11 protein-coding genes are annotated in these 12476 nt (G+C 43.1%); 10 read left to right on the top strand and 1 reads right to left on the bottom strand.

What is annotated here, in order from left to right:
* Nucleotides 1-183: 183 nt before the first annotated feature.
* From lipA to R0123_RS07905, 9 genes are all read left to right on the top strand, one after another.
* Nucleotides 184-1251, top strand: coding sequence for a lipoyl synthase (lipA, locus tag R0123_RS07945; RefSeq protein WP_323843678.1), 1068 nt, complete (start codon nucleotides 184-186; stop codon nucleotides 1249-1251).
* 114 nt (nucleotides 1252-1365) lie between these two features.
* On the top strand, nucleotides 1366-2310 hold the full coding sequence (locus tag R0123_RS07940) for an alpha/beta fold hydrolase (protein WP_323843677.1): 945 nt from the start codon (nucleotides 1366-1368) through the stop codon (nucleotides 2308-2310).
* 175 nt (nucleotides 2311-2485) lie between these two features.
* The gene (dapD, locus tag R0123_RS07935) at nucleotides 2486-3307 is read left to right on the top strand and encodes a 2,3,4,5-tetrahydropyridine-2,6-dicarboxylate N-succinyltransferase (protein WP_323843676.1); all 822 of its coding nucleotides are present in this window, start codon (nucleotides 2486-2488) and stop codon (nucleotides 3305-3307) included.
* 262 nt (nucleotides 3308-3569) lie between these two features.
* Entirely contained in the window at nucleotides 3570-4295 is a 726-nt protein-coding gene (gene queE, locus R0123_RS07930) for a 7-carboxy-7-deazaguanine synthase QueE (RefSeq protein ID WP_323843675.1), read from the top strand.
* A gap of 87 nt (nucleotides 4296-4382) precedes the next feature.
* The gene (rpoZ, locus tag R0123_RS07925; RefSeq protein ID WP_323842398.1) at nucleotides 4383-4652 is read left to right on the top strand and encodes a DNA-directed RNA polymerase subunit omega; all 270 of its coding nucleotides are present in this window, start codon (nucleotides 4383-4385) and stop codon (nucleotides 4650-4652) included.
* A gap of 208 nt (nucleotides 4653-4860) precedes the next feature.
* Complete coding sequence (locus tag R0123_RS07920; RefSeq protein WP_323842397.1) at nucleotides 4861-7062, top strand: RelA/SpoT family protein; 2202 nt, start codon at nucleotides 4861-4863, stop codon at nucleotides 7060-7062.
* An 87-nt stretch (nucleotides 7063-7149) separates the two neighbouring features.
* Nucleotides 7150-7341, top strand: coding sequence for a hypothetical protein (locus tag R0123_RS07915; protein ID WP_323842396.1), 192 nt, complete (start codon nucleotides 7150-7152; stop codon nucleotides 7339-7341).
* Nucleotides 7342-7412: 71 nt separating this feature from the next.
* The gene (locus tag R0123_RS07910; RefSeq protein WP_323843674.1) at nucleotides 7413-7793 is read left to right on the top strand and encodes a RidA family protein; all 381 of its coding nucleotides are present in this window, start codon (nucleotides 7413-7415) and stop codon (nucleotides 7791-7793) included.
* Nucleotides 7794-7830: 37 nt separating this feature from the next.
* Nucleotides 7831-10110: a primosomal protein N' gene (locus tag R0123_RS07905; RefSeq protein WP_323843673.1), complete on the top strand. Its 2280-nt coding sequence runs from the start codon at nucleotides 7831-7833 to the stop codon at nucleotides 10108-10110.
* 5 nt (nucleotides 10111-10115) lie between these two features.
* Here the strand turns inward: R0123_RS07905 and R0123_RS07900 are convergent, their stop codons facing one another.
* Nucleotides 10116-11054: a DUF2628 domain-containing protein gene (locus R0123_RS07900; RefSeq protein WP_323843672.1), complete on the bottom strand. Its 939-nt coding sequence runs from the start codon at nucleotides 11052-11054 to the stop codon at nucleotides 10116-10118.
* A 106-nt stretch (nucleotides 11055-11160) separates the two neighbouring features.
* On the opposite strand from R0123_RS07900, the gene trmB reads away from it, so the two are divergent.
* The gene (trmB, locus tag R0123_RS07895) at nucleotides 11161-12003 is read left to right on the top strand and encodes a tRNA (guanosine(46)-N7)-methyltransferase TrmB (protein WP_416381708.1); all 843 of its coding nucleotides are present in this window, start codon (nucleotides 11161-11163) and stop codon (nucleotides 12001-12003) included.
* Nucleotides 12004-12476: the final 473 nt, after the last annotated feature.

Raw genomic sequence — 12476 nt, 5'->3', positions numbered from 1 at the left:
AATAAAATGACATTTGCCCTGCATCATTTGGCATCAAGACAGATTTATCACCTTTAAATGTCAAATGACGCCAACCAACTTTTCCCATCGCTTTTTACCTTAAAATAAGGTAGAATAACCTTATTTATCAAAATATTTATCAACATTTAGAACATTAAACATATTTAATCATAAAGGCAAAATATGACCGCTGTCCAAACCTACACCCCCACCCCCAAAGCACCTCCAAAAAAAGCCGTACAAGGCGAAAAACTGCGTGGCTATGACAAAGTGGCACGCATTCCCATCAAAGTCATTCCCACGCTTGACACGCCAAAAAAACCTGACTGGATACGAGTCAAACTGTCAAGCCCTGCCGAGGTAGAACGCATCAAATCCACCTTACGCACCCAAAAACTCTACACCGTCTGCGAAGAAGCCGCCTGCCCCAATCTGCCCCAATGTTTTGGCGATGGCACAGCCACTTTTATGATTATGGGCGATATTTGTACACGCCGTTGCCCCTTTTGTGAAGTCGCACACGGACGCCCCAATCCCTTAGACACAGACGAGCCACGCCACACCGCCGAGACGATTTTGGGACTGGGGCTTAAATACGCCGTTATCACAAGCGTGGACAGGGACGATTTAAAAGACGGCGGTGCAACCCACTTTGCCGAGGTCATCAGCCAAAGTCGTCAATTATCGCCAAACTGTTTGATTGAAATTTTGGTGCCTGATTTTCGTGGGCGTGAACAGCTTGCCCTAGACATTTTGGCAGACACCGCCCCTGATGTATTTAACCACAACATTGAGACCGTGCCACGCCTATACAAGGCGTTTCGTCCAGGCTCAGATTATCATCATTCTTTACAACTACTCAAAGACTACAAGGCACGCCGTCCAGACATCGCCACCAAATGCGGATTTATGGTGGGCTTGGGCGAGAGCGAAGACGAAGTGTACCGCCTGCTTGACGACCTAAAAGCCCACGATGTGGATATTATCACGATTGGGCAATATCTTGCCCCAAGCAAAAGCCACGCCCCTGTCGCCCGCTATGTCCACCCAGACGAATTTGCCCGCTATACCGAGTATGGCAAAAAATTAGGCTTTTTTAACATTTGGGCAAACCCAATGGTACGCTCAAGCTATTTTGCCGACCGCCAGTACTATGGCGAGCCTTGCCCACCACCTGTACGCAGTGCCAAAGCATTGGCAGAAGAAAAACTTGCCAAAGCCGAGCGTGGCGAAAAGGTGGGGTGTTTTTAAGCAAACTTAGCATAAAGTCAAAACAGATTGTGTATGCTTACGATGTTTTTTAATTGAGCAAAAATACCACCACTAAGCAAAAAGATAATTCCTAGCAACATTGCAGAGCCCTTTATGAGCCAAGTGATTTTATCCTCCAACCAAATCCATCGCCTGCATCATACTTTTTTTGTGCCGACAGGTGAAATCAGAGCAAGCCTACTCATCGTGCATGGCATGAGTGAACACAGTGGGCGTTATGCCGATTTTGCTCAGTTTTTGGCGAATCATGGTGTTTTGGTGGCGACTTATGACCAGCTTGGGCATGGTCGCACGGTCAAAGATAAATACGAGTTGGGTTTGATTGACGAAAAACACCCCATACAAGCTTTATGTAAAGATGCCATTATCATGGCAGATGCACTCAAAAAACAAGCGAGCAAACAAGGCGTGACGAATGTGCCACATTTTATCATGGGGCATTCTATGGGATCGTTTGTTGTACGGACAGTACTGACATACCACGCCACAAGTTTTCATGGGGCGATTTTAATGGGGACAGCAAATCGCTTTGGTCCGATCAATCACCTTGCTTTGGCCGTACTTAAACTCATGAATCATCTCAATCCCAAACGCCCCAATATGCGATTTGCCACACTCATCAACAACCATTTACAATCACAAATTCGCTCACCCATATCCGCCTCGCCCTTTGCGTGGTTGTCTGAAAATACCGATAATATCAAGGCGTTTGAAAGCGATCCTTTGTGTGGCTTTGCATTTAGCAACAATGGCCTTATCGCTTTACAAGCTCTCATCAAAAAAGCCACCTCACCCACATGGTATGCCCACACACCCAAAGACTTTCGCCTATTGCTTGTAAGTGGCAAGGACGACCCTGTGGGTAATATGGGACAAGATGTGATTGACTTACAAGATGAGCTCATCAAAAACAATAAGCACACCACCGCCTTGCTTTATCCCAACATGAGACACGAACCGCTACACGAGACAAATAAAATTAGGGTTTACCAAGACATTTTAAATTGGTTAAATGTCAGTATTGAGAAAATTTATTAAAAATTACAAAGAATTTTATGATAAAATAATGGTAATTTTAATGGCGTTTAAAACTGCTCATCACATCGGTAGGTGGCGATTTTTGCTTTATTTTTAAGTCATTCATCGAAAATTATTCATCATTTTAGCCATTTGGCCATCATCTTTAATCATTTAACATCAAACAGGAACCCCTATGAACCTTGAAAAAATCATTGAACAAGCCTTTGACAACCGTGCTGATTTTGGGGCGACCGATTGCCCTGACGATGTCCGCCGTGCGGTCAATGAAGTGCTTGCCAAACTAGACAGCGGTGAGCTAAGAGTTGCCCAAAAAATCGCTGGCAAATGGGTGGTCAATGAGTGGGTCAAAAAAGCGGTGCTGTTGTCCTTTAAAATCAATGACAACCGTGTGATGAATACAGGCGAGCTTGGTTTTTATGACAAAGTGGATACCAAATTTCACGATTGGGGCGAACAAGACTACAAAAATGCAGGCGTGCGAGTCGTACCGCCTGCGGTGGCACGGCGTGGCTCGTTTATTGGCAAAAATGTGATTTTGATGCCAAGCTATGTCAATATCGGTGCCTTTGTGGACGAAGGCACGATGGTGGACACTTGGGCGACCGTTGGCAGTTGTGCCCAAATTGGCAAAAATGTGCATTTGTCTGGCGGTGTGGGCATCGGTGGCGTGCTAGAGCCTTTGCAGGCAAGCCCCACGATTATTGAAGACAACTGCTTTATTGGCGCACGCTCTGAAATCGTAGAAGGCGTGATTGTGGAAGAAGGCTCAGTCATCTCAATGGGCGTGTATATCGGACAATCCACCAAAATCTACGACCGCACCACAGGCGAAATTCTATACGGGCGTGTGCCAGCTGGCTCGGTGGTGGTGTCAGGCACTTTGCCAAGCAAAGACGGCACGCACAGCCTATATTGTGCGGTGATTGTCAAAAAAGTGGACGCACAAACAAGAGCAAAAACTTCTATCAATGATTTGCTCCGTTCGGTAGAATGATTTTTTAAGAATAAAAAAGACGGACTTTGCGTTCGTCTTTTTTGTTTTAATGCTTTAAAAATAAGATTAAGGGCACATTATTTCATTTATCAAATTTTATCAATACAAATTAACTTTAAAAAATAAATTGGTTTTAAAAGTAATATTTAACCAATTAGGGTAATTTTATTTTAATAATTAAATCGCTTAAACCCCACCAATAAAAAATCCCCAAATCCCTAAATTTTTGCTAAAATAACCAACTTTTTACAATTACAACATTATGCCAACCGATACGCCCCCAAACTTACGAAACACGCACATTCCCACCACCGACCCATCGACAGGACTTAAAATCACTGAGATTTTTTATTCATTGCAAGGTGAAGCATTAACGAGCGGACTGCCGACCATTTTTATTCGCTTGACAGGTTGCCCGTTGCGGTGCGTGTATTGCGATACGACCTATTCGTTTACAGGCGGTGTACGCTTGTCGCTTGATGACATTTTGGCGGATATTGCCCAGTATCCGTGCAAGCGTGTGTGCGTAACAGGGGGCGAGCCTTTGGCACAGCCCAATGCCATTGCCTTGATGAAATTGCTTATAAACCAAGGCTATGAAGTGTCTTTGGAGACAGCAGGGGCATTAAGTGTCAAAGAGGTGCCAGTACAAGTCTCCAAAGTGATGGACCTAAAAACACCAAGCTCTGGCGAATGTCAGCGTAATTTGTGGGAAAATTTGGATTATTTAACCGCTCACGACCAACTCAAAATCGTCATCGCCGACCGCACCGACTATGATTGGGCGGTGGCAAAATTGTGGGAATTTGACTTGCACAACAAATGTGGTGTGGTGTGGTTTTCGCCCATGTTTGAGATAGACGAAAGAAAGTCTGATGTGCCAAACATTGCCATACAGCTTGCCGAGTGGATATTGGCAGACGGCTTGCCTGTCAGGTTGCAACTGCAACTACACAAAATCATCTGGGCGGACGCAAGGGGTAAATAATCTTGAGAAAATACTTTTAAAAACAAAGCGAATTTGCTAGAATAGTAAGATTATCAATCCAAATCAACTAAAAATAAGAGAGAGTTTATGGCACGAGTTACGATTGAAGATTGTCTGGACAATGTCGATAATCGCTTTGAGCTGATTTTGGTGGCAAGCAAGCGTGCACGCCAGCTTGCTAAAGGTAGTGCCGAACCAACAGTTATTGTTGAAAACGACAAACCAACTGTACTTGCTCTGCGTGAAATCGCTGCTGGCAATGTGACTCGCACAATCCTAGACGAGCCAGATGAAGAAATTATCATCAAAGTGCCAGAACTTGTGGACATCTCAAAATTCACCCCTGATGATTTTTGATTGGCATCAATCCACTTAAAATCATGAACTGCACGACCACCGTGCAGTTTTTTGTTTTTTCATAAAAAAACAATGACTTACACTAATCACAATATATTTACAATCAACAAAAATAGGCAAATGATAAAAATTAATCAATCAAGCTATTGACAAGCAACTCAATCCTTGATATTTATAATATCTTTATTCATCAATATCAAGAGTCCTTATGCTACCCAACTACCGTCCGCATGACATTCCCAGTCAACTAAGCCACCCCTTAGTCGATGAAGCTCGTGACAGCTTGATGCGTGCCATTGGTTATCTGGAAAGAGCAGAAAGGCATGATGTGTTGCGCGCCTGTCATTTTGGCGATGTGGCACATATTAAAGATAAGCGTAAATCTGGAGAGCCATACATCACGCACCCGATTGCAGTGGCGGAGATTTTGGCAGGTTTTCGTCTGGATAAGGACACCATCATTGCAGCCATTTTACACGACACAGTTGAGGATACCGAGGTTACCAACAAGATGCTAAGCGTAGAATTCGGCGATACCATTTCTCGTCTTGTTGATGGTGTAACCAAACTAAAATCCTCCAGCATGAATAAGCAACAAAGCCAAGCCGCCACTTTTCATAAAATTCTCACCGCCACACTCATTGACCCACGCGTACTCATCATTAAGCTCTCTGACCGCCTGCACAATATGTCCACACTAGATGCAGTCAGCGAGGAAAAACAAAAACGCACTGCCACCGAGACGCTCAATTTTTATATCCCTTTTGCACGCATCATGGGTCTTAATGACATCGCCGACTATATTGAACTGCTTTGCTATCGCAATCTCAATCCTGAGATGTACAATAAATTTACCGATAAGTTGTTACAACATGGGCTTGGCCGTAATTTCCAAAAAATAGAAATCAGCACCTATCTACAAAATTTATTAAGCCATTTGAATTTAAACGGTCATGTGCAAGTGCTTGACAATCGTACTTCAATGTATCGCCAGTTCTTCAAAAATCGTGGGCAAATCAACCGTTTGATTCGACAGTATGACTTTGAGGTGGTGCTCAATGATATTGAATCATGCGATAAATTGGCATCTTATCTGGTACAAAAATACGAGATCAGCGATGATCAAATTCGTGATAATATCCGAAAGCCCCAAGCAGGCGGCAACCAGTCGCTTTGCCTTATTTATGAGCGAGATTACAACCACATAAAAATCACACTTCTGACCAAACGCATGCAGGAAGCTGCCAGACTTGGTGTCATTAGCAATGACAAAGGCGATATCAGTCATTCTGTTGTACAGGCAAGCTTACGCAATATGCAAGACCTTGCCAATCATGAGTCAAAGCAAAATGATGTTGAAGATAGCGAGCATTCAGTCGCCGTCATTAATGAACTATTAAATTACCTACACGAGCGAAAAATAGTCTGTTACAGCCCACAAGGTCGTGCGTACGAACTGCCTCGTGGCTCAACCGCACTGGATTTTGCCTATGCTGTTGGCCCCAGTATCGGCAATATTGCCACTGGTGCAGACATTAATGGCGAGCATGGAAAGTTAGGTCTGGTGTTGGCTGATGGCGATTTTGTCAGCATTGATACCGATAAAGAAGCAACACCAAAAGCTGACTGGCTTGGTTTTGTGGCAACCAACAAAGCACGAAGCGAGATTCTAAAATTTTTAAAACGCCTACCAGATGATCAAAAAGAACACGCTGGCAAAGAAGCACTCATACGCGCTCTAAAAGCCTATGATAAGGCCATTGACGACATTACAGACAACGAATGGGCGGATATTCTGGCGTGGCGTGGTGCATCTGGCAGACAAGAAATTTTTATGCAAATCGCCACAGGCACGCTACTGGCACAGCTTGTTGTTTCTCGTCTATTTAGCGAAGAGGTGGACATCGCTGATGACAACGAAATTACCCAATCCAAGCATTTACTTGCCGGTGTTAAGGGCGTGGAAGTTACCTTTGCCAAGTGTTGCAACCCCATCTATGGCGACCACATTGTTGGTCATTTATCTGCTCGTCAAGGGCTGGTCATTCACCGCCATAAATGCTACTCGCTTAACGCCATTCGTACCATCAACCCATACCAAATTATTCAAGTGAATTGGAAAGATGGCATAAAAATTGATCATTCAGCACACCAATTGCACTTTTCGGCAAAACTGCGTATTTTTGCCACGCTCAACGAAGAACAAATCAGTCAGGCCATCTATGAGTTACGCTCGCTTAATATTGGCGTAGAAAACACAATCATTAAAGCTGATGATAAAGATAAAAATAGCAAAATTGGCACAACCACACTTGATGTTGTGGTGCGTTCACGCGTACATTTAGAAAATGGCATTCAAAAACTTCGCCAAATTCTAGGCTATCCAAATATCATGCGACTATACCAATAATATTTTAGGCATCTTAAAAAATTACTTGAATATTAAGCGTAAAATTGCTTTAATATGAACGATGAATCATTTAAAAGGAGCGTCCTTATGTGCTGTAATATTGATTTAAATTCCAAAGAAGAAGTGGCCTTTTTTTTGGGTAAAACTGAACCAAACACCCTGCCAAAGACCGCTGACAATGTTGCAGGTAAAATCATCTATACAGATGCACCTGCCATGAGTTTGTTTGATAAAATTGTCGCCCGCCTACAAAGCACCAAGGCTCAAAGCCATCACTGATGGTCATCACATTCATATTGCAATACATTCAAATTTAGACACATCAAGTTAAAGCCCATTAAGGAATTTTCATGGCAAGACAAATCATTTATACCGATGATGCACCTGCTGCAGTTGGCACCTATTCACAAGCCATCAAAATTGGAAACACTGTTTATATCTCAGGTCAGTTGGGCTTAGATCCAAAAACCATGCAATTAAAAGAAGGTTTTACTGCCCAAGCTGAACAGGCTTTTGATAATCTGGCTGCCATTGCCAAAGCTGCTGGTGGCACACTAGATGATGTCGTAAAATTCAATGTGTCTTTGACTGATTTGAATGATTTTGGTGCATTAAATGAAGTGTTTGATGCACGGCTAAGTGCCCCCTACCCTGCTCGTGCGGCAGTACAAGTTGCTGCTCTGCCCAAAGGTGGTGAGGTTGAGATTGAAGCCATTTTGCATTTAGAATAAGTATTTTTAAGGCTTGGTAAGCCAAGTCTTTTTTCTCATGCAAAATTCCCTGATTCGCATCGCCCTACCAACACCACTATATCAACTGTTTGATTATCTTTGCCCAACAGAGTGCCTGATTGACGGCACTCTGCCAGCAATAGGTAGCCGTGTGCGTGTGCCTTTTGGTCGTCAAGAACTCATTGGTATTGTCATCGCCCACATCAACCATGCCGACAGCAATATCTCACAAGACAAGTTAAGACCGATTGATGAATGCCTTGATGAGACACCCATCATCACAGACCAATTGTTACGCTTGGCAAATTGGCTGTCCGCTTATTATCATTACCCACTGGGCGAAACTTTATCCGTCATGCTACCTAGTCTCATCAACCAAGGCAGGAGCATTATTCAGAAGCTTAACTTTTGGGAGGTTGTAGATGGCATTGATGATACATTTATCCAAAGTCAAATCAGCAAATCAGCCAAAAGACAATGGCAAATATTTAATACCATCAAAGAAAGCCCAGCAGGCCTAAGTGAACTTAGGTTAAAAGAGCTGGAGGTCAATAAAACTCAATTAAAAATTCTAGAAAACAAAGGGCTTATCCGCTCTTTTATTAGCAATGTCAAACCAAATTTAACACCCAAGACCGCCCAATTACTAGATGAGATTTTACCGCTTAATCATGAGCAAAAAGATGCTTTTGACACCATCAAACACGCCATTGATGATGGTATTTATCAAGGCATATTATTAAACGGCATTACAGGGTCTGGCAAGACCGAAGTTTACCTACAAGCCATATGGCACGCCTTATCATCTGGCAAACAAGTCTTAATTTTGATACCTGAAATTGGACTCACGCCACAGACAAAAGCTCGATTTAGCTCACGCTTTGATGCCAACATCTGTGTACTGCACTCTGGCGTGACAGACGCCGAACGCCTGCAAGGCTGGCAAGACTGCCAAACAGGTCAGGCCAACATCATCATCGGCACTCGTTCAAGCGTGCTTTATCCGTTTGCCAATCTAGGGCTTGTCATCGTTGATGAGGCCCATGATAATTCCTATAAGCAACAAGACCACCTACGCTATCACGCCTGCGAGGTGGCCATGTGGCGTGGTCATCAAATGGGTGTACCTGTGGTATTGGGAACCGCCACACCAAGCCTTGAACAGCTTAAATTAAGCCATGACCACAAACTGACCGAATGTCGTCTAACAAAGCGTGCTGGCAATGCTAAAAACCCTGTTTTACAGCTCATTGACATTCGTCAAGGCACAAAAAGCATCATGCAAATGAATGGCAATGAGCAAAAAACCCTATTATCCAATGAAAGTATTCATCAAATCAAACAACGCCTAGCCCATGGCGAGCAGGTACTGGTTTTTTTAAATCGGCGTGGATATGCACCAATACTCATCTGCGATGCGTGTGGCTGGCAAGCAGACTGCCCACATTGTGATGCACATTTAACCCTACATAAATATCCTTCTGGGCAATTAAAGTGCCATCATTGCGGATTTTGTACACACACGCCACGCACCTGCCCTGAGTGCAATAGCCAAAATCTGCAAGACTTAGGACTTGGCACAAGTAAGCTGTCCGAACAATTACACGCCATCTTTGCCAATCCACAGACCACCGAGCAAGTTTACCCCATTTTACAAATTGATCGAGACACCATGCGTAAAAAAGGTGCGTGGGAAGCCATGTACACAAAAATCCTAACGGGTGAACCTGCCATCTTAGTGGGAACACAAATGATTGCCAAAGGTCACCATTTTCCCAATGTAACACTTGTGGTGGTGGCTGATGCAGATTTGGGATTTTTATCACCTGATTTTCGCTCACCTGAACATACCGCTCAGCGAATCATACAAGTGGCAGGGCGTGCAGGGCGTGCCGAAAAAGCAGGCGATGTACTTATTCAAACTCGCCAGCCCAATAACCCTCTACTCATCACACTTATTAAGTATGGCTATCTAGCCTTTGCCGACATCTTGCTAAAAGAAAGGCAGTTGCTCGGTTTGCCACCCTACACTCATGCCGCACTCATTCGTGCAGAAAGCCACAACCAAAATCGTGCCAGAATTGCCATCAAACAAATCGCCAAAGGTTTACCTGATGTGCCAAACCTGATCACAAGCGGTGCAACCGATGCCCCCATGAATAAGAAAAACAATCGATATCATACGCAGTTACTACTACTTGCCAAGGATCGCAAAACCTTGCACGCTGTATTATCCGCACACTGGCAAAACCTCCTTGCCCTACCAACTTCTAAAGGAGTCAAAATCTCACTTGATATCAATCCAATCGGCTGGTAGTTGCATCATACACAGCTTTTGGGGTGGCGTTTTTTGTTGAGCGAAGTTTGGCACCGCCACACACTTTGCCCCTTATAATCAACATAATGATAAATGACAAGCGTTTCACCGTTTAAATAGCGTACAGGGTAGCCAGATCCAGAAACCGTCGCCATGACCGCACAATCAGTCTGCACTCCTTCTGCCTTATCAACAACCACCATAGAAACTCGTTGATTATCCACAGAGACTGGCAAATCAATTGGGCATTTTTGTGTGGTATTATAGATTTGCTCCACGCGTTTTTGTACCGCTTTGGCAGAACGATAACTCTCAAAAATCACCGATTGTTCTTTTTGCATGGCGATGATCGGTACAAATTGCCCAACAATAATCGCCAAAATCACCCCAAATATGCCAAATGCCACCGACATACCAAACAAACTGGTACCACCCTCACGCCTTAAGTGCATCTTTTGTTCATCTTTATTGCGTGGATAAAAATCCAATACATCAGCAATTTCACGGCGTGCCATACGATAATAATAAGCATCTGCCCAGCGTGCCACCTGACTCGACCAAAACAACCAAATCATCACACCCACCAGCACACGCACAGCCATTTGGTATTCTTGTGGCAAAAATGAAATGACGGCAAATTCAAGCACCACCAGCGTAATGGCAATGGTTACCTTAATAAATGACCAACCCGCCACACAATACACCAAGCAATCAAGGTAGCGTTTACGATACAAAAGCCAGCCAAAAGTACAAAAAAATGCTGCCCAATTCCAGCGAGGGTGCATCTGACCAGCCCGATCAAATTCTTCAAACCTCTTTAAATAATACTTTTGTGATCGCAAGCCAATAAACCATCTGTCAAGCTCGGTACGCTTAGCATCGGTGAGGTCGGCACGATAAAATGGTGGTGGTGTGGTATCTTCTAAAAAAGGCAAACGAATCATGAATTTGACCAATAGATTGAATGATAAAATGATTTGCGGTTGGGCGTTGGTTGGCTTATAATGACACCCTTAACATTTTACGCCTTTTTTTAATGCAAATAAAGCCATGACTGATTCAAATTCACAATTTTTAACCCCTGTTGGTGGCGACCGCCAAAGCCCAGATACCGACCGTGAAGCCATCAGCGAGCAAATCGCCCGTCTTGCCCAAACACCCGAACAGTTTCGTCAAATTGACACTTTCATGAAACGCCGTACACACATGAGTCAGGCGAGCGAGCTTGCCCTAACCAATAGCACTTACGCATCATATATTCTCAATCACGGTTTTGAGCTCGGCAAACTGGGCGATGTCAGCAACATTAATAATTTACGCACCCATTTTGCCAACACGCCCAACGGTATGGATGCACCTTTAACGCTAGAAATTGGCTTTGGCATGGGAGACAGTCTTATTGAGATGGCAAAAAACAATCCAGAGCATAACTTTGTTGGCATTGAAGTTCATGAACCAGGCATTGGGCGTATCGCTTATATTGCCCACGAATTAGGCTTGCAGAATCTAAAGGTATTAAGCGGTGATGCAATTGCCCTTTTAAGCAACCTACCCGATGAACACCTTGATGCCATACAGCTTTATTTTCCCGACCCTTGGCAAAAAAAGCGTCATTATAAACGCCGTTTTGTTACCACCCATCGCATGGAAATTGTCGCACGCACACTCAAAATTGGCGGTACTTTTCATGCCGCAACCGATTGGGAGCATTATGCCCTATGGATGCTTGAGGTACTTGACAACATGAGTATTCTTGAAAATATTTCAGGTCAAGGCAACTTTACACCTCGTCCAGCTTTTCGCCCACAGACTAAATTTGAAAAGCGTGGCCTTGACTATGGTCGTACTTCTTGGGATTTGATGTATCGCAAAACACAAAACCCAAACGATTAAATTGGTCAAAAAGCCAATCACATCCCAATGGCGATTTGTCGCCATTTTTTTATCTTTTTCACCCATTTTTCAAATTCAATATAAAATAAGATTAAATAGTTTCACAAGCAGACATCATCACCATCGTGAAACATTGACATTTTGATGAATGTGAGTACAGATTGAATAGTAATTTTCAATGCTCAATAATCACAAAAAAAAATTCATCAACATTCACTCAGGCCTTATCACATATTGGCTGAATCAGTTATCCATTTTTTATCCACAAAAATTGTGGATAACTTTGTGGATAAAAGACAATCATCATGATGAATGCTTTGATAAATAGGCACTTTAAGCGTATTGCTAAATTTTACAAAAAATTGTGTGCTATTTTATTTTTAATATAAAAATCAATAACTTAATAAAAATCATTGGGTTGACATTTACCAATTCATTATTGTCATTTTATTCATTAAAAAAACAAACCATGT

The organism is Moraxella sp. Pampa, from assembly GCF_035181385.1.
Lineage (GTDB): Bacteria > Pseudomonadota > Gammaproteobacteria > Pseudomonadales > Moraxellaceae > Moraxella.
Note: the sequence above shows the minus strand (reverse complement) of the source record. Positions and strands in the feature narration are given on the sequence as shown.

Excerpts from the sequence above, each read along its gene's own strand:
- R0123_RS07915 (WP_323842396.1), top strand. The coding sequence starts at position 7,150 with ATGTGCTGTAATATTGATTTAAATTCCAAAGAAGAAGTGGCCTTTTTT.
- R0123_RS07920 (WP_323842397.1), top strand. The coding sequence starts at position 4,861 with ATGCTACCCAACTACCGTCCGCATGACATTCCCAGTCAACTAAGCCAC.
- R0123_RS07910 (WP_323843674.1), top strand. The coding sequence starts at position 7,413 with ATGGCAAGACAAATCATTTATACCGATGATGCACCTGCTGCAGTTGGC.
- trmB (WP_416381708.1), top strand. The coding sequence starts at position 11,161 with ATGACTGATTCAAATTCACAATTTTTAACCCCTGTTGGTGGCGACCGC.
- rpoZ (WP_323842398.1), top strand. The coding sequence starts at position 4,383 with ATGGCACGAGTTACGATTGAAGATTGTCTGGACAATGTCGATAATCGC.
- R0123_RS07900 (WP_323843672.1), bottom strand. The coding sequence starts at position 11,054 with ATGATTCGTTTGCCTTTTTTAGAAGATACCACACCACCACCATTTTAT.
- R0123_RS07905 (WP_323843673.1), top strand. The coding sequence starts at position 7,831 with ATGCAAAATTCCCTGATTCGCATCGCCCTACCAACACCACTATATCAA.
- R0123_RS07940 (WP_323843677.1), top strand. The coding sequence starts at position 1,366 with ATGAGCCAAGTGATTTTATCCTCCAACCAAATCCATCGCCTGCATCAT.
- dapD (WP_323843676.1), top strand. The coding sequence starts at position 2,486 with ATGAACCTTGAAAAAATCATTGAACAAGCCTTTGACAACCGTGCTGAT.
- queE (WP_323843675.1), top strand. The coding sequence starts at position 3,570 with ATGCCAACCGATACGCCCCCAAACTTACGAAACACGCACATTCCCACC.
- lipA (WP_323843678.1), top strand. The coding sequence starts at position 184 with ATGACCGCTGTCCAAACCTACACCCCCACCCCCAAAGCACCTCCAAAA.